The organism is Desulfatibacillum alkenivorans DSM 16219 (assembly GCF_900142135.1).
Classification (GTDB): Bacteria; Desulfobacterota; Desulfobacteria; order Desulfobacterales; family Desulfatibacillaceae; genus Desulfatibacillum; species Desulfatibacillum alkenivorans.
The window spans coordinates 20,977-39,305 of record NZ_FQZU01000026.1 but is presented as its reverse complement, the minus strand read 5'-3'; the positions used below and the strand labels follow the sequence as shown (position 1 = coordinate 39,305).

General features: G+C 56.2%; 18 protein-coding genes. 4 read left to right on the top strand and 14 right to left on the bottom strand.

From position 1 onward, the window contains the following. Window positions 1-5: 5 nt before the first annotated feature. The 12 genes from argH to BUE18_RS18275 all read right to left on the bottom strand — a co-directional run bounded on the left by argH (window position 6) and on the right by BUE18_RS18275 (window position 12,977). Entirely contained in the window at window positions 6-1,403 is a 1,398-nt protein-coding gene (argH, locus tag BUE18_RS18330) for an argininosuccinate lyase (protein ID WP_073477637.1), read from the bottom strand. 10 nt (window positions 1,404-1,413) lie between these two features. Then, complete coding sequence (locus BUE18_RS18325) at window positions 1,414-2,616, bottom strand: argininosuccinate synthase (RefSeq protein ID WP_073477636.1); 1,203 nt, start codon at window positions 2,614-2,616, stop codon at window positions 1,414-1,416. Window positions 2,617-2,626: 10 nt separating this feature from the next. Next, window positions 2,627-3,547, bottom strand: a complete 921-nt coding sequence (gene argF / locus BUE18_RS18320; protein ID WP_073477635.1) for an ornithine carbamoyltransferase — start codon at window positions 3,545-3,547, stop codon at window positions 2,627-2,629. 39 nt (window positions 3,548-3,586) lie between these two features. Continuing rightward, entirely contained in the window at window positions 3,587-4,774 is a 1,188-nt protein-coding gene (locus BUE18_RS18315) for an acetylornithine transaminase (protein WP_073477634.1), read from the bottom strand. A gap of 25 nt (window positions 4,775-4,799) precedes the next feature. Next, window positions 4,800-5,675 (bottom strand): acetylglutamate kinase, encoded by an 876-nt coding sequence (gene argB / locus BUE18_RS18310; protein WP_073477633.1) that lies wholly within the window; start codon window positions 5,673-5,675, stop codon window positions 4,800-4,802. A gap of 36 nt (window positions 5,676-5,711) precedes the next feature. Then, on the bottom strand, window positions 5,712-7,085 hold the full coding sequence (gene hslU / locus BUE18_RS18305) for an ATP-dependent protease ATPase subunit HslU (protein WP_073477632.1): 1,374 nt from the start codon (window positions 7,083-7,085) through the stop codon (window positions 5,712-5,714). A gap of 7 nt (window positions 7,086-7,092) precedes the next feature. Further along, window positions 7,093-7,635 carry an ATP-dependent protease subunit HslV gene (gene hslV, locus BUE18_RS18300; RefSeq protein WP_073477677.1) on the bottom strand — a complete coding sequence of 181 codons (543 nt, stop codon included), beginning with the start codon at window positions 7,633-7,635 and terminating at the stop codon, window positions 7,093-7,095. Between the two features lie 31 nt (window positions 7,636-7,666). Further along, a complete protein-coding gene (locus BUE18_RS18295) occupies window positions 7,667-8,614 on the bottom strand; it encodes a tyrosine recombinase XerC (RefSeq protein WP_073477631.1) in 948 nt (315 codons plus the stop codon). Beyond that, complete coding sequence (locus BUE18_RS18290) at window positions 8,596-9,174, bottom strand: 5' nucleotidase, NT5C type (protein WP_073477630.1); 579 nt, start codon at window positions 9,172-9,174, stop codon at window positions 8,596-8,598. Before BUE18_RS18290 ends, BUE18_RS18295 begins: the two co-directional genes overlap by 19 nt. Window positions 9,175-9,235: 61 nt before the next feature. Continuing rightward, window positions 9,236-9,562: a Rho termination protein gene (locus tag BUE18_RS18285; RefSeq protein ID WP_073477629.1), complete on the bottom strand. Its 327-nt coding sequence runs from the start codon at window positions 9,560-9,562 to the stop codon at window positions 9,236-9,238. Window positions 9,563-9,739: 177 nt separating this feature from the next. Further along, window positions 9,740-11,191 (bottom strand): diadenylate cyclase, encoded by a 1,452-nt coding sequence (locus BUE18_RS18280; protein WP_073477628.1) that lies wholly within the window; start codon window positions 11,189-11,191, stop codon window positions 9,740-9,742. A gap of 79 nt (window positions 11,192-11,270) precedes the next feature. After that, entirely contained in the window at window positions 11,271-12,977 is a 1,707-nt protein-coding gene (locus BUE18_RS18275; protein ID WP_073477627.1) for a carbon starvation CstA family protein, read from the bottom strand. A gap of 128 nt (window positions 12,978-13,105) precedes the next feature. On the opposite strand from BUE18_RS18275, the gene BUE18_RS18270 reads away from it, so the two are divergent. From BUE18_RS18270 to BUE18_RS18255, 4 genes are read left to right on the top strand one after another with little or no spacing between them, the layout of a single operon-like run. Beyond that, window positions 13,106-13,729 (top strand): Maf family protein, encoded by a 624-nt coding sequence (locus tag BUE18_RS18270; protein ID WP_073477626.1) that lies wholly within the window; start codon window positions 13,106-13,108, stop codon window positions 13,727-13,729. Beyond that, complete coding sequence (locus tag BUE18_RS18265) at window positions 13,719-14,423, top strand: YggS family pyridoxal phosphate-dependent enzyme (RefSeq protein WP_342039446.1); 705 nt, start codon at window positions 13,719-13,721, stop codon at window positions 14,421-14,423. The genes BUE18_RS18270 and BUE18_RS18265 overlap by 11 nt, the downstream gene beginning before the upstream one ends. Window positions 14,424-14,437: 14 nt before the next feature. After that, entirely contained in the window at window positions 14,438-14,989 is a 552-nt protein-coding gene (locus tag BUE18_RS18260; RefSeq protein ID WP_073477625.1) for an epoxyqueuosine reductase QueH, read from the top strand. 9 nt (window positions 14,990-14,998) lie between these two features. Beyond that, window positions 14,999-16,837: a M48 family metallopeptidase gene (locus tag BUE18_RS18255; protein ID WP_073477624.1), complete on the top strand. Its 1,839-nt coding sequence runs from the start codon at window positions 14,999-15,001 to the stop codon at window positions 16,835-16,837. A gap of 204 nt (window positions 16,838-17,041) precedes the next feature. On the opposite strand, the gene BUE18_RS18250 is transcribed toward BUE18_RS18255, so the two are convergent. Together BUE18_RS18250 and ndk are read right to left on the bottom strand one after the other, a co-directional pair. Further along, a complete protein-coding gene (locus tag BUE18_RS18250) occupies window positions 17,042-17,797 on the bottom strand; it encodes an RNA methyltransferase (RefSeq protein ID WP_073477623.1) in 756 nt (251 codons plus the stop codon). After that, window positions 17,797-18,213 (bottom strand): nucleoside-diphosphate kinase, encoded by a 417-nt coding sequence (ndk, locus tag BUE18_RS18245; protein ID WP_073477622.1) that lies wholly within the window; start codon window positions 18,211-18,213, stop codon window positions 17,797-17,799. The genes BUE18_RS18250 and ndk overlap by 1 nt, the downstream gene beginning before the upstream one ends. Window positions 18,214-18,329 lie beyond the last annotated feature (116 nt).

Below are 18,329 nucleotides of genomic sequence, written 5' to 3'. Positions count from 1 at the left end.
CAAGGTCAGTCTCCCGAAGTCTCCGCCTGAAGCTGGGTCTGAGCCCGGCCGATGGCGGCGATTACATTGACGGAGGCCGTCCCGCCTATGGTGCGGCGGCGCTCCACAACATGCTCCACAGTAAGGGCTTCATACAAATCTTTTTCCAGTTTATCCGAAAACTTGCGCAGATCGTTCAGGGAAATCTCGTGCAACTCCCTGCCCCGATCCAGAGCATAAGCCACGGCCCGGCCCACGATTCCGTGGGCTTCGCGAAAAGGCACGCCTTTTTCCACCAGATAGTCGGCCATGTCCGTGGCGTTTAAAAATCCCTGATTGGAGGCGTCGAACATGTTTCTCCGGTTGAATTCCAGCTTGGGAACCATCCGGGCGAACATGGCGACGCAGGCCTTCAAGGTGTCCACCGCATCAAAGAGCGGCGGCTTGTCCTCCTGCATGTCCCGGTTGTAGGCCATGGGCAGGGATTTCATGGTGGTCAGAATAGCCATGAGGCTGCCGACGACGCGGCCCGTCTTCCCCCGCACCAGTTCCGGGACGTCCGGGTTCTTTTTCTGGGGCATGATGCTGCTGCCGGTGGCGAATGCGTCCGGCATGTTGAGAAAAGCGAATTCACTGGAAGACCAGAGAACCAGCTCCTCGCTCATCCTGGAAAGGTGCACCATGCAGATGCTGGCGTCGGACAGGAACTCCATGATGAAATCCCGGTCCGAAACCGCATCCATACTGTTCTGCGTAACGCCCTCAAAGCCCAGGAGAGAGGCTGTATACTCCCGGTCCAGGGGAAAGGTCGTCCCGGCCAGGGCGGCGCTTCCCAGGGGCATTACATTGATTCGGTACAAGGCGTCCGTAAACCGGTCGCTGTCCCTGGTGAACATCTCGTAATACGCCATGAGATGATGGGAAAGCAGCACCGGCTGAGCCCGCTGCAAATGGGTGTAGCCCGGAACGAAGTAATCCAGATGAGCCTGGGCCGAATCCACAATAGCCTGGCGCAGTTCATGAAGCATGGCGACGATTTGCCGGGTTTCGTCCCGCAAATACAAACGGTTGTCCAGGGCGATCTGGTCGTTCCGGCTGCGCCCCGTGTGGAGCTTGGCCGCCGTCGGCCCCAGAATTTCCGTCAGCCTGGATTCGATGTGCATATGGATGTCTTCCAGGCTGTCGTCGTATTTGAAGTTTCCGGCCTCGATTTCGCCTTTTACCTGCCGGAGCCCCTTTTCCATGGCGTCGGCCTCGTCGGAGTCGATCACTCCGGCTTCGGCCAGGGTCCGTGCGTGGGCGATGCTGCCCGTTATGTCATGGGCGTACAGGCGCTTGTCCACCTGAATGGAGGAGGTGAAAGCCTCCACCATGTCATCGGTTTTTTCGGCGAACCTGCCGTCCCAGGGTTTGTGCTCAGCCATCACCCGACTCCTATTTGTTCAACATGGACTGGATGCGGAGCCTCAGGGAGTTCAGCCTGATAAAGCCTTCCGCGTCCTTCTGGCGATAAACCTCGTCCTCTTCAAAGGTGGCGAAATCCATGCGATACAGGGACTTGTCCGACCTGCGCCCCAGCACCCGGCAATTGCCTTTATAAAGCTCCAAAAGCACCTCGCCGCACACGTTTTCCTGGGTGGCGTCAATGGTGGTCTGCAAGAGCTTCATCTCCGGGGAGAACCAGAATCCGTTGTACACCAGTTCAGCGTATTTGGGAATGAGGGAATCCCGCAGATGGGCCACTTCGCGGTCCATGGTGAGGGTCTCCATGTTCATATGGGCGATGCGCAGGATGGTCCCGCCGGGAGTTTCGTACACGCCCCTGGACTTCATGCCCACGAAACGGTTTTCCACAATATCCATGCGTCCGACGCCATGCTTGCCGCCCAGTTCGTTGAGCTTGGCCAGCAGATTGGCGGGAGAGAGCTTTTCTCCGTTGACCGCCACGGGGTTGCCCTGTTCAAACTGAATCAACACCTCTTCAGGCTGATCCGGCGCCTGCTGAGGCGACACGGACATGACGAACATGTCCTCTTCCGGCGGCGCCCAGGGATCTTCCAGCACTCCGCCTTCAAAGCTGATGTGCAGCAGGTTCCGGTCCGAGCTGTAGGGCTTGGCCTGGGTCGTCGGGACCGGAATGCCGTGCTTTTCGGCGTAAGCCATGAGCTTGGTCCGGGAGTTCAGGTCCCATTCGCGCCAGGGGGCGATGATCTTGATGGTCGGATCGATGGCCAGGTAGCTCAGTTCAAACCGCACCTGATCATTGCCCTTGCCCGTGGCGCCGTGGCTGACCGCGTCCGCGCCTTCCAGCTTGGCGATTTCCATCTGGCGTTTGGAAATGAGAGGCCGGGCCAGGGAGGTTCCCAGCAGGTACTGGCCCTCGTAAATGGCGTTAGCCCGGAAAGCGGGGAACACGTAATCCTTCACGAATTCCTCGCGCAGGTCGTCGATATATACGGCGCAGGCGCCGCTGGCTTCGGCTTTGCCGCGGACCGGCTCCAGCTCTTCGCCCTGCCCGATGTCGGCGGAAAAAGCCACTACTTCGCACTGGTAGGTTTCCACAAGCCATTTTAAGATGACGGAGGTATCCAGTCCGCCGGAATACGCCAGGACCACCTTTTTAATATCTTTTCCCATGATGCTTCTCCTATTTCCAAAGCCTGATCAAGGCGTCCAAAATCGCCTTGTGCATGTGCAACTTGTTTTCGGCCTGATCCCAGACCACGGAATTGGGGCCTTCCAGAACCCCGGCGGTGATTTCCTCGCCCCGATGCGCCGGCAGGCAGTGCATGACGCTGACATCCTTGGCGGCCAGGTTTACCAGGGTCTGATCCACGACGTACCCTTCAAAGGACTTCATCCTTTCGTCGCTTTCCTCCTCCTGGCCCATGCTGGCCCAAACGTCGGTGTACAAAACGTCCGCGCCCACGGCGGCTTCCCTGGGATCGCTGACAACCTTGACGCTTCCCGCGGAACTGTTTTTAACCTTGTCCAGAACGGTCTGCTCGGGCTGATGATCGTCCGGGCAGGCCAGCACCAGATCCAGGCCCAGAATGGCGGCCGCTGATATCCAGGAGTGGGCCACGTTGTTTCCGTCGCCGATCCAGACGATCTTTACGCCTTCATATCCGCCTTTGAGTTCGATGACCGTCAGAAGGTCGCTTAAAACCTGACAGGGGTGGTACATGTCGGTCAGGGCGTTGATGATGGGTATGGAGGCCTCTCTGGCCAAATCTTCCACAAACTCCTGGGAAAAGGTCCGCACCACCAGGGCGTCCAGATACCGGGACAGCACCCGGGCCGTATCTTCCACCGGCTCCTGACGCTTGATCTGCGTATCGCCGGATTGAATGTACATGGGCACGCCGCCAAGCTGAATCATGGCTGCTTCAAAAGAAACGCGAGTCCTCGTGGAGGGTTTGTCAAAAACCAGGCCGGCGGTCTTGCCCTGCAATACGGGCTCGTAAACGCCTTGCTTGTGTTTTTTCTTTCCCTCCCGGGCGTTGGCGAATAATTCGTCTATCTGCTCTTTGGACAAGTCCGAGAGAGTAGTGATGTCAACTTTCATATATTAACCTCCTAAAAGCGGATTTCCTCCCGCTTTGATTTACTGGCTGTCTGCAAGGATCTTGTCCAGTGTTTCGATGAGCCCGTCCACGTCCTTCCGCGAAATAATCAGCGGAGGCACGAACCGGAGGACGTCGCCCTGGGTGACATTGAAAATGTAGCCCATATCCATGGCTTTGGCCGCAATGGGCGCTCCGGGCGTGTTCAGCTTAAGGCCCAGCAACAGGCCCATGCCCCGCACTTCCTCCACGCAGTCAAATTTTTCTTTCAGCAAAAGCAACTGGTTTTTAAAATAGTCGCCTACTGAAATGGACAATTCCAGCAGATCCTGATCCATGAGGGCGATCATCACGGCCCGGGCTGCGGCCGTAACCAGAGGGGTTCCGCCGAATGTGGTGGCGTGGGACCCCGGAGTGAACGCGGAAGCGACCTCTTCCGTGGCCAGGGCGGCGCCGATGGGCAGGCCGTTGGCCAGACCCTTGGCAAGGGTCATGATGTCAGGCGCGGCCCCCATTTGCTGATGAGCGAACAAGGAGCCCGTCCTGCCCATGCCCGTCTGGACTTCGTCGAAAATCAGCAAAATGCCTTTTTTATCGCAAAGCTCCCGCAACCCGGGAAGATATCCGGGAAAAGGAACCATAACTCCGCCTTCCGCCTGAATGGGTTCGGTCAGGACCGCGCAGGTTTCGTCGGTAATGGCTTTTTCCACGGCTTCCAGGTCGTTGAACGGCACATGGTCGAACCCTTCCATCATGGGCTCGAATCCCTTTTTGATCGCGTCCTGGCCGGTGGCGGCCATGGTTGCAAAGGTCCGGCCATGAAAGGATTTTTCCATGGCGATCACCCGGTATTTTTCCGGCTGGCCTTTTGCCGAGAAATATTTCCGGGCCATTTTGATGGCCGCTTCATTGGCCTCGGCCCCGCTGTTGCAAAAGAACACCCGGTCCGCAAAGCAGGAACTGATGAGCTGATCCGCCAGCAGAGTTTGGGGCTCGGTGTAAAACAGGTTGGACACATGCACCAGTTTGGCGGCCTGCTCCGATACGGCCTGGGTCACCGCCGGATGGGCGTGGCCCAGGATGCATACGGCGATGCCGGCCAGGAAGTCGGTGTATTCCTTCCCGTCCTCGTCCCAAAGTTTAACGCCCTGGCCTTTTACAAGGCATATGGGATTCCGGGCGTAGGTGTTTGCAATTACCTGGTCTGCAAGTTGTTTTGTATTATTCATGGTTACGGCCTTTCGTAAGTTTTGATCACGCTTTGAATTCAGTTCCAATACCTTTGTCCGTCAAAAGCTCCAGAAGCAAAGCGTGTCGTCGCCGGCCGTTGATAATATGCACTTTGTTGACGCCCCAGGAAATGGCGTCCAGGGCGCAGTTGACTTTGGGGATCATGCCTCCGGCGATGACGCCCTCGTCAATAAGAGACGCGGCGGCATGGGCGTCCAGGGAGGAGAGCAGATTGTCTTGCTGATCCTTGACGCCGTCCACGTCGGTGACCAGGATCAGCCGCCCGGCTTTTAACGCCGTAGCCACATGGGAGGCCACCAGATCCGCGTTGATATTGAAGGTTTCCCCGTTGTCGCCGGTTCCCACGGGCGCAATAATGGGGATGAATCCTTCCCGGGTCAGGGTTTCGATAATCCGGGGATTCACCGCCGTCACCTCTCCCACAAGACCGGGATCGATGATCTCAGGGGGGCTGTCCGCGGTTTCCTTATGCATGATGGTCATCTTCCGGGCCTTGATCAGTCCGCCGTCCTTGCCGGAGAGGCCTACGGCCCGGCCGCCCGCCTGGTTAATCTGAGCCACAATGGATTTGTTGACCTTGCCGCCCAGGACCATTTCCACCACGTCCATGGTGGGCTGATCCGTGATGCGCATGCCTTTAACGAACTTGGAGCAGATGCCCATCTGATCCAGGACCTTGTTGATTTGGGGGCCGCCGCCATGAACCACAACCGGGTTGGCGCCCACCAGTTTAAGCAGGGTGATGTCCCGTGCGAAGGCATCCTTCAGCTCTTCGTCCACCATGGCGTGGCCGCCGTATTTGATCACAATGGTCATGCCAGAGAACTCCCGAATGTACGGGAGGGCTTCCACCAGAATATCAGCAACAGTTTTTTCCATGACTCACCCAAATGAGAGAGGCCGGTCCGCCTGCCTTTACAGGATGTACCGGGAAAGGTCCTCGTCTTCCTTAATGGATTCCAATTTCGCCCGCACCATTTCCGCACCGATGGTGATTTTCTTTTCCGGAACCTCCGGGGCGTCGTAAAGAATGTCCTCCAACAGGCATTCCATAACCGTATGCAGCCTGCGGGCGCCTATATTTTCCGTCCTGTCGTTCACTTCCTTGGCAATGGATGCGATTTCCGCCACTGAGTCCTGCGTAAAAACAAGCTCCACGCCTTCGGTCTTCAACAATTCCTGATACTGGAGCATGATGGCGTTTTTCGGCTCGGTCAGAATCCGCATAAAATCATGTTCGGTCAGGGAGTCCAATTCCACCCGAATGGGGAACCGCCCCTGCAGTTCGGGCGTCAGGTCCGAAGGCTTGGTCATATGAAAGGCGCCCGACGCAATAAACAAAATGTGGTCGGTCTTGACCATCCCGTATTTCGTGTTGACCGTGGTGCCTTCCACAATGGGCAAAAGGTCCCGCTGAACCCCTTCCCTGCTGACGTCCGGCCCCTGCCCTTTTCCCCCGCCCACGGCGATTTTGTCGATTTCGTCCAGGAATATGATGCCGGACTCCTCCACCCGGGACAGAGCCTTTTTGACCACCTTTTCCATGTCGACAAGCCCCTGAGCCTCCTGCTGGGTGAGGATTTCCATGGCCTCGCTGACCTTGACCTTGCGCTTTTTCGTGTTCTTGGGCATGAGGCCGCCGAGCATATCCTTGAAGTTGAACCCCACCTCTTCCATGCCCATGTTGGAAAAAATCTCCACCACCGGGGTATTGCGTTCGTTGATTTCCAGGTCCACGTACCTGTCGTCGAACTTGCCGGAGTGCAGCATCTTCCGGAGCTTTTCCCGGGTGGAGTCCTGGTTGGAATCGCCCCGTGTGACGATTTCCAGGGTGGTCTCCCCCTCTGCATCGGCAAAGGGCTGGGTCTCCCTTCTGGGAGGAAGCAGGATGTCCAGAATGCGCTCTTCGGCGGCTTTCATGGCCGGCAGCGCCACCTCCTCCTCTTCCTTTTCACGCATCATGTTGACGGTGACTTCCACCAGATCGCGAATCATGGATTCCACGTCCCGGCCCACGTAGCCGACTTCCGTAAACTTGGTGGCCTCCACTTTTAAAAAAGGCACGTCCGCCAATTTGGCCAGCCTTCTGGAGATTTCCGTTTTGCCCACGCCTGTAGGGCCTATGAGAATGATATTTTTCGGGGCGATTTCATCCCGCAAGTCCTGGGGAACCTGGCGTCTGCGCCAGCGGTTTCTCAGCGCAATGGCCACAAACCGCTTGGCATGGTCCTGCCCTATGATGTATTTGTCCAGTTCCTGAACAATTTCCCGGGGTTTTAGGTCTTCCATGCCTTCCTCATATCTCGTGCAGGGTTACAACCTGATTGGTATAAATGCAAATGGAGGCGGCCACATCCATAGCCGCTTTGGCAATGGCCGGAGCGTCCAGGTCCGAATGCCGGATCAGGCCCGTAGCGGCCGCCTGGGCGAAGGCTCCGCCCGAGCCGATGCCTATGACGCCTTCGTCCGGCTCAATGATGTCGCCGTTGCCGGAAATCAAAAACATGCGCTGGTCGTCCACGGCGATCATCATGGCTTCCAGCTTGCGCAGGTATTTGTCCGTCCTCCAATCCCTGGCCAGCTCCACGGCGGCCCGGGTCAGGTTTCCGTTATATTGCTCCAGTTTGCCTTCGAATTTATCGAACAGGTTCAGGGCGTCGGCGGTGGCGCCGGCGAAACCCACCACAATCTTGTCATGGTAGATCTTACGGACTTTTTGCGCCGTGTGCTTGACCACCGTATTGCCAAGGGTCACCTGGCCGTCGCCTGCAATGGCGGTTTTGCCGTCCTTGCGAACCGCCAGGATGGTGGTGCCCCTGAAATCCAATGGGTTGCTCATGATCAAAGGTCCTTTTTCCGGCTGCTTGAATTCAACTTTTTTCGCCCCGCGGATGCGCTTTGTCATAGGCGGCCATCAACCGGTCTATGCTCACATGGGTATAGCGCCCGGTAGTGGAAATGCTGGCGTGGCCGAGCAATTCCTGGACCGAACGCAAATCCGCGCCGTTATCCAGCATGTGCGTGGCGAATGTGTGGCGCAATCCATGGGGGGACAAAGGCCGGTTCAGCCCCATGTCCCGCACGATCTTTTCCAGAATGCGCCGTATGGACCGGGTTGAGAGGCGCCCCCCGTTTTTATTGAGAAACACCGCGTCCGGATCCAAATTTTTCGGCCCTTCAACGGCCAGCCTGTCCCTGTAAGCCTTTATATGCTCCAGGGCCTTGGCGCCCACTGGGACGATGCGCTCCTTATCCCCCTTGCCCAAAACCCGAAGGGTCTTGCCGGAGAAATTGACGCGCTCCATGTTCAGGCCCGCCAGTTCGGAAACGCGGATGCCCGTGGAATACAGGCACTCGAACATGGCCCTGTCCCTGGCGCCGGCCAGGGAGTCGTCCAAAATGGAGTCCAGCAGGGCGAAAGCCTCGTCCACGGTCAGGTGGGCTGCCACGGTTTTTTTGCGTTTGGGCGTCACCACCGACTGAGCGGGGTTGACGGCCACGCGGCCTCTTTTTTCCAGAAAACGATAAAAGGATCTCAGGGAGGAGAGCTTCCGGGCCATGGTGCTCTTTTCGTTCTTTTTATGCAAAAAGCCCAGATAGCCTCGAATGGCGAGGTTGTCCACCCTTTCCACGTCCGCGTTTTCCGGAGAGATTTCCCCTTGCAGGCCCGACTCGGCCACATAGGAGAAAAACTCGCGCAAATCCTTGCCGTAAGCCAAGCACGTTGCAGGGGAATATCGTCGTTCCGCGGCCAGGGATTCCAAAAAGGAATCAATCCAAAAAAAAGCGCCTTGGTCGTCTATATCCCCATGATGCATGGAAGAAGCTCTTCCCAGGAGCCCACCTCCTTGAAGGGGTGAGGCCTGCGGTTCCACGGCTGTCGGAAAAGGACCGGATTGATCCCTGCGTCCGCCAATAGGAAGCAGGTCTCCAACCGGTCCTCCACAAACCAGTTGCGGCCGTGTTGGGCCAGGACATCTATTTTGGCCTCAAAACTGCCCGTGGCTTCTATGTGCATGTCTCCGTTGCCGATGCCCAAATTGGTTCGGAGCCATTGTTCCACGGGCGGTTTCCGGGGCCTGGCTGTGACGAACAAAAGAGGCGCCCCCAGAGCTCGAATTCGTCGCAGAGACTCCACGGCGCCCTCGATGGGTTGCAAAACTTCCTTGTAAGTTCCGTCGATGATGTCCTTGATCACGTCAAGGATCACGTCGGAGCTCATGTCAAGGCAGTCCTCCAGCATGTAGCTGGTGATGTCCTCTTTTGCTATGCCGCTGACGCCGTGCTTGTTCCGGGCGATGTCCAAAAACAGCTTCATGGCGTCGGCCACCACTCCGTCAATATCAAAAGCCAGGGCAGCCGGATCGATTTTGTCCATTTTCAACAATACTTTATAAAAGACTATTGGAAAATTACGCGTCTGGCCGAAAAATGCGCTGTTAGGCCGCCCTGCGGGTCTTTTTCTTAAGCTTGCTGATCTTGCGGCGAAGGATGGTCATCTGATCCTTGTCCTTGGCCTCAATGGCTGCGTCCCGTTTGTCCTTGAGTTCGTTGATCTGCTTCTTCAAGGAACGAATCAGGCCGGTGTCCTTTTGGGGGCCGTCGTCCACGATGCCGCGGGCTTCCTTGATTTCGGAAAGCAGTTCCAGTTTATTCATGGAATGTACGCCGACGATCCCGGGGATTTCCTTGGCCACTTCCCGGAGTTCCTTGGCTGTCATTTTATCCAGGGGTTTTTCCTTGGCTTCTTTTTTCTTGCCGCCCATGGTCTTCCTCTCTGTACTGTTTCATTCTGTCAGGGTTTTTAAAACATAACGGAGGCATGAGCAAACACACCTCCGCCCCGAAAACGACCCGTTTCCGGTAAAGGGATAATTTATAGGGCGCCTATAAGCGCTTTGTCAAGAATTGATTGGGTTTTTGATTGCATCCTGGCGAAAACATCACTCCGACTTGGCCTCCACGGGAATGAGGCGGATTTGCACTTCCACGTCGGGCCAGGGTTTGTCCGAGGGTTGGGCGTCGGGCGGAGCGATGATCTTGCATCGGATGGACGTGCTGGAGCCCAGGCCGTCCAGATAGATGGGCGTGGTGGTCACGGCGGGGGCTTGTTGTTCGCCTTCGCCCTTTTTCATGACCACCCGGACTTTCTGCGGCTTCACGGCGACGCTCGCCACGGTCCAGCCCTGCCTTGGCTGCCCCACCAATTGGGGGGTCACGGGGACTTCCATGTCCACGGTTTCTTCCAGGGACAGGTTGATTTCCGAAGGGTCCGCATCCAGCAGGTCCACCTTCTTGGGCAGGTTCAGGCTTTCACGGGATACGAAAAAGGTCTGTTTGCCGGGTTGGGCCTTGGAAAGGTCGATGCGCACCCGCAGGTTGTCGGCGGTCAGGTTGTCCAGTTGCGATTTGGGCCCAGCCATATGAATGCGCGTGCCCGTGGGTTTGACCCCGGAAAGGGCGATGTTGGCGGGCAAGGCAACATAGACAATGGGGGTCTCCACGCTTTTTTCCACGATCTCCATGCGTCCTATGACCACGCTGGACCAAAGGAGGATGGTGAGCATGAAGGCGGTCACAAGTTCCACGGCGGTGGTCCATTTTTTAGTCCCCTTTTCCGGCTGGGGCAAGAAGGAGGCCGAGGCCTTCCAGTGATCCGTAATGGCTTCCACCGCTTCCTTTCGGCCAGGGACGCGGGACAGCCTTCCGTTTTTGAAAAAGGAAACCAGCCCCCTCTCTTCCGAAACCACAAAAACCAGGGCGTCCGTAATTTCCGACAACCCCATGCCCGCATGATGCCGGGTGCCCATTTCCCTGGGCAGGTGGGAGGACTTGGAAATGGGCAGGCGAAATCCGTATCCGGCCAGACGGCCGTCCCGGACAAGCAGGGCGCCGTCGTGGCCGGGGGAGTGGGTGTCGAATATGCTGAGAATCAGCTCCGGGCTCGGATCGGCGTTCAAGGAAACGCCTCCCGTGAGAAAACGCTCCAGGGGGTCCCGTCCGGGAAAAACGAAAATGGCGCCGCAGGGAATTTTGGCCAGGGAAAACAGGGCGTCTGCAATCATCATGGGCAGGCCCTCGTGTTCGGGCCCCTCGGGCTCCCGGCGCGCCGGAGAAACCGAGCTTTCCAGCATTTTCCGGATTTCGGGCTGAAAAATAATGATGATGCCAATGAGCGCCACATGGCTCAGGTTGGAAAAAATCCAGGTGATTCCTTCCAGGCCCAATAAATTGGCGCCCACATAGGTGAGCATGGCCATCACCAGCCCCAGAAACATCTTCCAGGTTCCCAGCCTGCGGAGGGTGTGGTAGACGAAAAACATCCCCAAAGCGATGAGGATGATGTCCGTCAACGCCCGCCATCCCAAAACTGTTTGCAAAAAGTTGGAAATCATCAAATGTTCCGGTCAATGGGTGAGGGGCCCGCAGCTTTCCCCGGCCCACAGGCCGCCCGCTCCCTGTCTATTCGTTTACTTAAGCAGACGCCTCGGAGTCGGTCTCCCGCCTTTTTTCCGCACCCTTGTCTTTTAACAAGGAAAAAGCCGCAGAGCAGGCGATGACCAAAGCCAATGCAATGAGCGCCAGGCTGATAACGCCCAGCATTAGGTCATGGCCGGGTCCGGCGCCAAGATATCCGTTTTTGTTGAAGACGGACCAGCCCAAGGCGCCAATGGTGGTGGCCACCATGAACAAGGCCGGAAAGATAACCGGAGCGATGGCCCTGCGCCTCTGGGCCAGCCAGGCCGTGATCACCAGCAGGCTGATGGCGGCGATCAACTGATTGGAAGCGCCGAACAGCTTCCAAATATTTTTCCAATTGCCCGTGGCGGCCAGATAATAGGCGGGCGCCAGGGTTCCCATGGTCGCGACAAAAGTGCGCCTTAAAAACTTTACGCTGGAGAACAAGGTCTCCATGAAGATAAAGCGCCCGAGGCGGGTGGATGTGTCCAACGAAGTCATGACAAAGGTTTTCACCATAACTCCGCCTAACAGGGCCGCCACGGCGGCGCTTAAAAAGGGCAGGCCTGCATCGCCCACAATGGCGCCGAATCCATTGCTGAAAGCCACAATCCAGCCTTGCTCCAAGGAAGAGGCGAAATAAAGCCCGGCGGCCTCACCGGCCGGAGCCTGTCCCCATTTGAGGCCCGCGCCCACAACAACCACCACCAGGGCGGCCAGTACGCCCTCCATGATCATGCCGCCGTACCCCACGACTTTTCCGTGGCTTTCCTTGTCAAGCTGCTTGGAGGTGGTGCCGGTCCCGACCAGGCAGTGGAAGCCGCTTACGGCGCCGCATGCCAGGGTGATGAACATAATGGGCCACATGGGTTTGTCCGAACCGGTGATGAACGCGGGCGCCGTAAAATCAGGCCTGGCCGCCAAAACGCCCAGTAAACCGAGAAAAAGCCCCACAAACAATTTCACCGACGAAATGAAATCCCGGGGCTGAAGCAGCACCCAAACCGGAAGCATGGAGGCGATGAGGCAATACCCCATAAGCAGGTTCAAATAAAGCATGACCTTGCTTGCATGCGACCATCCATCCAGGGCAATCGGATAATTGTAACCCACGTAAATTAGAAAGTACGAAAGAAAAACCGCTCCAATAGAGGCTAACACCGCGTTGATTTTCAATTTGTACACCGCCAGGCCCAGCAGGACGGCCACAAAGCAAACGCCGAAGGTCGGAATGACCAGTTCGGGCATATTGGCCAGGGCGTTGGCCGCGCTGACGGCGAACACGGCGATGATGAACACCAACGTAATCCAGATGAGAATGCCGAAGGAAAGCCGGGTGACGTTCCCCAAGGTGTCTCCGGCCACTTCGGAAATACCCCTGCCCTGGTGGCGTACGGAAAGCATGAGGGACAGATAATCATGCACGGCGCCAATGAACACGCACCCAATGGCGATCCACAAGATGGCGGAAGCCCAGCCGAACCAGGCCGTGGCCAGGATGGGGCCGATAATGGGGCCGGCGCCCGCTATGGAGGAGAAATGATGCCCCCACAGGAAGCTGACTTTGGCCGGCGAGTAGTCGACGCCGTCCTCAAACTCGTAAGCCGGCGTGGGCCTGGCGTCGTCCGGCTTTACCAGATTTCTCTCCACCCAGGTTCCGTAAAATCGGTATCCTGCATAAAACCAAGCCAAAACCAAGGCCATTACGATAAAGGCATTCATCCTACCCCCTCCTCAAGATTTTTGCTATTGAATAAAGGCATGAAGTCAAGCAAACCAACCTCAAACCTATCAGTCTCCCTCTTCATCCGGGGGTTGCCAAGGGCGAACCCCAGTGTTAAAAGCACAGCATGGAGACATTAATACCACATAAATGCACGAATGAGCCACTAATTCTGGCCTCGGCCTCCCCCCGGCGCAGTTATCTTTTAGAGCAGGCCGGGCTGGAATTCCAGGTCATTGTGAGCGACGCCGACGAAACCTGTCCGGCGGGCGCCTCGCCCAGGGAATGCGCGGCCATGCTGAGCGAAAAAAAGGCCCTGGCCGTGGCCGAAAGCCATCCGGGCCATTGGGTCTTGGGCGCCGACACCATTGTGGTCACCGACGGCCGCATCCTGGGCAAGCCCTCGGGCATGGAGGAAGCCAGGGACATGATCACCATGCTGGGAGGCCGCACCCACCAGGTTTTGACCGGCTTCAGCATATTCCATGTGGACAAAGGCGTGCGCCATACGGAAGTCATTTCCACCCAGGTGACTTTCAAAAGCCTGAGCCCGGACGAAATCGAATGGTACTTGAGCACCGGAGAGCCCTTTGACAAGGCCGGGGCTTACGCCATCCAAGGGATCGGAACCTTTCTTGTCAAAAGCATATCCGGGTCTTACACTAATGTGGTCGGCCTGCCCGTGTGCGAGGTTATCGAATTTTTTATGGCTCAAGGCGTAATTATGCGAACCAGTGAGAATGATGGATAATACAATCAGAAAAAATTTGCGGGAAATTCAAGACAGCATCCAAAAAGCCGCGGAAAAATGCGGCCGGGATCCCCAATCCATACGATTAGTGGCTGTATCCAAAACCAAGCCTGCTGAAATGCTTCGGCAAGCGGCGGATGCAGGCGCGACGATTTTCGGCGAGAACTACATCCAGGAAGCGCGGGAGAAAATCGCGGAACTGGACAGCCTGGAGGTGGAATGGCATTTCATCGGCCATTTGCAATCCAACAAGGCCAAGTACGCGGTTCCGTTGTTTAGCCTGATTCATTCGGTGGATTCCTTCAAGCTGGCCAGGGAAATCGACAAGCAGGCGGCCAAGGCGGAAAAAATTCAGGACATCCTGGTGCAGGTGAATATTTCGGGCGAGGAAACCAAGTCCGGCGCCGGAGAAAACGAGGCCATCAATTTGGTCAAGGAAATCTCAGCGCTGGAAAACGTTCGTGTAAAAGGGCTCATGACCATGCCGCCTTTTTTCGACGATCCGGACAGGGCCAGGCCGTTCTTCCGGCGCCTGCGGGAATTGGCCCAGGCAATACAAAGCAAAGGATTTGAGAACGTCAGCATGGAAGAACTCTCCATGGGCATGACCGGAGACTTTGAAGCCGCCATCGAGGAAGGCGCCACCCTGGTCCGGGTGGGCACGGCCATCTTCGGCGCCAGAAACTATAATTAAGGCGACAGCCGTTTATGAAAATTCTATTAAACATTTGCTGCGGGCCTTGCTCCATATATTGCCTTAAAGTATTACGCGAGCAGGGTCACCACGTCATGGGAACCTTCTACCGCCATAACATTCACCCCTTTACGGAGTGCATGAAGCGGGAGGAAACCCTCCGGGAATACGCTGCAGCCCAGGATTTGAGGATGGTCTGGCAGCAAGGCTATGAAATTGAGGAGTTTCTGCGCAATGCGGCATTTCGAGAAACAGAGCGCTGCCGGTATTGCTACCACAGCCGTCTAAAGGCCGCCGCCATGATCGCCAAAAAGGGCAAGTTCGACGCTTTCACCACCACCCTCTTGTACAGCAAGTTCCAGAAGCACGAACTGATTCGGGAAATCGGGGAGGCTTTGGGCAAGCAGTACTCCGTGCCTTTTTATTACCACGACTTTCGGGAAGGCTGGAAATACGGAATTGAGGAATCCAAGCGTCTGGGAATGTATCGCCAGCAATATTGCGGCTGCATTTACAGTGAAAAAGACCGCTATTACAACGCCAAAAAAGACCAGGAGGCCCGTTAGCCGCCCTTTATGTTCACCAACCTTATTCTTATAATTGCGGTCCTGGTCAGTTATGATTACGCCCCGGAATCCCGGGATCTTTTACTCTCTCAGGGAAAAACGTGGCATATTTTGTATCTTGCCGCCCTGTTTCTGGTGGTCGCCCGGCTGCGATTCAAAAATTTTGCACGCCGCATTCCCCAGCGATCCAAAAACAGCAACCTGACGATTCTGGATAAGCTGACGGTCCAACAGATGCTTATGGCCGTCGTGTTTTTCGTCTCGTGCCTGTTTTTGACTCCGCTTAAGCCGTTTCTGCTGGAAATTCCCATTATAAGCAAAATCCCCACCCTGTCGGCCCTCTTGGCCCTTTTTATGTTCCTGGGATTTTTGATCGCCGTATGGCATATGGCCCATCCCATGTACGCCAAACTGGGCCAGACCATGGTTTCTCGCAGGGAGTACGTCCGGCAGCAGGTCATGCTTGTGGCGCCCATTCTCATCCCGTGGACGGGCTTTTACGGAGTCCAGGACATCCTGCTTCTTATACCAGGCGCATCCTGGCATGGGGCGCTCATGAGCGCGACCGGACAATTGATCTATCTTTTGGTTATGATGACCGCCCTGGTCTTGATAGGCCCCCGAATCGTTCTGTATTTTTGGGGATGCACGCCCGTTCCGCCCGGTCCTGAACGAGACCGTATGGAAGCCCTGTGCCAAAAGGCCGACTTCACCTGCGCCCAAATCCTGCGCTGGCCCTTGTTCGGCGGGCACATTTTGACGGCCGCCGTGTTCGGAATCGCCAGCAGGTTCCGGTACGTTCTCATGACCGACGCCATGCTGCGCATGGCCTCGCCGGATGAACTGGACGCGGTTTTAAGCCACGAAATCGGGCACGCCAAGAAAAAGCACATGCTTTTATTTTTACTGATTGTCGCCGCCATGGCCCCTGCGGGCTATCTGGTTTGGAGCGCGCTGGAAATTCCGGTGCTTTATCTCAGCACGCGCTTCGTCCCCATGAGCATGGAAGCTGAGCAATTCGCCTGGTTTTTGAATTTGGCCCAAGGGTTGTTTTTGGTGACATTCGCGGTTTTGTACCTGCGCTTTGTATTCGGTTATTTTCTACGGAACTTTGAACGGCAGGCGGACCTCTATGTATACGAAGTCCTGCCCAGCGCCCTGCCTTTGGTGACCATGTTCCGGAAGATCGCCTTTTTTTCCGGGCGCTCCGCCGACGAACCCAACTGGCATCACTTCGGCCTGAACCAGCGCATCGATTATATTCTTAAGTGCGAGTCCAACCGGCTTTGGATAGACAGGCACAACGCCAAGGTGAAAAAATCCCTGATGATTCTGGTCGTTGTTTTTGTCGGGACATTGGTCGCCCAGGGCGCTCTGGCCTGGAATGGATTCCATAATCGCGTCAGGCTGGGAGTGACTCTGGCAGCCCTGGAAGCCAGACCGGACGGCATGGAAGAGCTTGACAAGGCGCCGAGCCTGCTCGGAGATATGTATCTTGCTGCAAACGACATTGAAAAAGCCATTGACGCCTATGAAAAGGCCCTGCAAATCCATCCGGACGACGCTTTGACCTTAAACAACCTGGCCTGGACCTATGCAACCTGCGAGAAGGAAGAGTTGCAAAACCCGAAAAGGGCGTTGGAACTGGCGCTGCGGGCCGTGGAAATTTCTCCCCTTCCCCACATTCTGGATACCTTGGCGGAAAGTTATTACATAAACGGAATGTACGCCCAAGCCGTGGAAACCCAGACAAGGGCCCTGAAAATGGAGCCGGACTCCAAAAACAGAAGGATATACCAGGAACACCTGGACAAGTACTTGGAAGCCAGAGATGGTTTGCAGCCTTAATGTCGGGTTTGAAGTCCAATTGCTTTCCCGGTTATGAGACGCCCCGTCGCCGGACTTCGCAACCCGACCTACGACTCGTTCCCATGCTTTGCGTGGGAATGCATATCATAACACTTTGAAATCACATTTGTTACAAATTTCAAAATAGGTTAAATTGCACCCTGGTATATATTCCCACGGGGGCCGCAGGAACAAACACTACGCCTAATCCTTTTTCTTCGCCTCCATTTTTTTAAAGCGGCGTTCCGTATACCAATCCACCTGGCGGCAGATTCCCCGGACGATTTTCACGTCCCGGGCGGTGAGGGGGTGGCGGGTGAAAAAGCGGCGAATGTTGTCCATCCAGTGATCGGGGTTTTCCGGGTTGATAAAGTCAATGCGGACCAAAAGTTCCGAAAGCTGGTCGTACATGGCTTCCAAATCGAATTTGTTGGCCAGCCTGGGCGCGCTTTCCCTGGGCTTATCGCTGCCGGCCTTGAACAACTCGTAGCAAACCAGCAGCACGGCCTGGGCCAGGTTCAGGGAGGAGAACCCGGCGGTGCGGATGTTCACCAGTTGGTGGCACAGGCGAACGTCTTCCGTGGAAAGGCCGCGATCCTCCCTGCCGAAAACCAGGGCGACCTTGTTTTCCCCGGTCATGGAAATGAGCCTGGCGGCCATGTTCTCCACGGTCATGGCTTTACGGTGGCTGCCCAGCCGGGCTGTGGTTCCCACCACCCAATTGAATTCCTGGAGTGCGGTCTTCAGGTCGTCCACCACTTCCATGGAGTCAATGAGATGGCGCGCCCCGGCGGTGGCCATGGGGTAGATCTTTTCCTGGGCCAGGCTTTTCGGCTTAACCACAATGAGCCGCTCAAGGCCCATATTAGCCATTGCCCTGGCAGCCCCGCCGATGTTTTCGGGTATCTGGGGCTCGCACAGGACAATGGCTACATTTTTTAAATCAACGCTGTGGGGCATTAACCGGCCAGTTCGTACTCGGTGAAAAAGAAAGCGATTTCCTGAGCCGCGGTTTCCGGAGCGTCGGAGCCGTGCACGCTGTTCTTTTCTTTGTCAATGGCCAGGTCGGCGCGGATGGTTCCCGCGGCCGCTTCCTTGGGATCGGTGGCGCCCATGATTTCGCGGTTCTTCAGGATGACGCCTTCGCCTTCCAGGATCATGGGCACGCAAGGGCCGGAAGACATGTAATCGGTCAGTTCGCCGTAAAAGGGGCGTTCCTTATGCACGGCGTAAAAGGCTTCGGCCTGGGCTTTGCTGAGCTTAAGCAGTTTCATGGCTACGATTTTGATGCCGGCGTCCTCAAAGCGTTTGATAATGTTTCCAATGAGGTTTCTTTCCACGGCGTCGGGCTTGATGATGGAGAGAGTTCTTTCCATGGTTGATGTCCTTTCGCGTTAATAATTGTTCCTTGGGTTCAATGCGCAACAATTCCAGCGAGGGATTAGCAGAAGGATACGTTCAAGTCAACAGCGGCAATGAGGGCGTTTTTTAA

Excerpts from the sequence above, each read along its gene's own strand:
- argH (WP_073477637.1), bottom strand. The coding sequence starts at position 1,403 with ATGGCTGAGCACAAACCCTGGGACGGCAGGTTCGCCGAAAAAACCGAT.
- BUE18_RS18325 (WP_073477636.1), bottom strand. The coding sequence starts at position 2,616 with ATGGGAAAAGATATTAAAAAGGTGGTCCTGGCGTATTCCGGCGGACTG.
- argF (WP_073477635.1), bottom strand. The coding sequence starts at position 3,547 with ATGAAAGTTGACATCACTACTCTCTCGGACTTGTCCAAAGAGCAGATA.
- BUE18_RS18315 (WP_073477634.1), bottom strand. The coding sequence starts at position 4,774 with ATGAATAATACAAAACAACTTGCAGACCAGGTAATTGCAAACACCTAC.
- argB (WP_073477633.1), bottom strand. The coding sequence starts at position 5,675 with ATGGAAAAAACTGTTGCTGATATTCTGGTGGAAGCCCTCCCGTACATT.
- hslU (WP_073477632.1), bottom strand. The coding sequence starts at position 7,085 with ATGGAAGACCTAAAACCCCGGGAAATTGTTCAGGAACTGGACAAATAC.
- hslV (WP_073477677.1), bottom strand. The coding sequence starts at position 7,635 with ATGAGCAACCCATTGGATTTCAGGGGCACCACCATCCTGGCGGTTCGC.
- BUE18_RS18295 (WP_073477631.1), bottom strand. The coding sequence starts at position 8,614 with ATGCATCATGGGGATATAGACGACCAAGGCGCTTTTTTTTGGATTGAT.
- BUE18_RS18290 (WP_073477630.1), bottom strand. The coding sequence starts at position 9,174 with ATGGACAAAATCGATCCGGCTGCCCTGGCTTTTGATATTGACGGAGTG.
- BUE18_RS18285 (WP_073477629.1), bottom strand. The coding sequence starts at position 9,562 with ATGGGCGGCAAGAAAAAAGAAGCCAAGGAAAAACCCCTGGATAAAATG.
- BUE18_RS18280 (WP_073477628.1), bottom strand. The coding sequence starts at position 11,191 with ATGATTTCCAACTTTTTGCAAACAGTTTTGGGATGGCGGGCGTTGACG.
- BUE18_RS18275 (WP_073477627.1), bottom strand. The coding sequence starts at position 12,977 with ATGAATGCCTTTATCGTAATGGCCTTGGTTTTGGCTTGGTTTTATGCA.
- BUE18_RS18270 (WP_073477626.1), top strand. The coding sequence starts at position 13,106 with ATGGAGACATTAATACCACATAAATGCACGAATGAGCCACTAATTCTG.
- BUE18_RS18265 (WP_342039446.1), top strand. The coding sequence starts at position 13,719 with ATGATGGATAATACAATCAGAAAAAATTTGCGGGAAATTCAAGACAGC.
- BUE18_RS18260 (WP_073477625.1), top strand. The coding sequence starts at position 14,438 with ATGAAAATTCTATTAAACATTTGCTGCGGGCCTTGCTCCATATATTGC.
- BUE18_RS18255 (WP_073477624.1), top strand. The coding sequence starts at position 14,999 with ATGTTCACCAACCTTATTCTTATAATTGCGGTCCTGGTCAGTTATGAT.
- BUE18_RS18250 (WP_073477623.1), bottom strand. The coding sequence starts at position 17,797 with ATGCCCCACAGCGTTGATTTAAAAAATGTAGCCATTGTCCTGTGCGAG.
- ndk (WP_073477622.1), bottom strand. The coding sequence starts at position 18,213 with ATGGAAAGAACTCTCTCCATCATCAAGCCCGACGCCGTGGAAAGAAAC.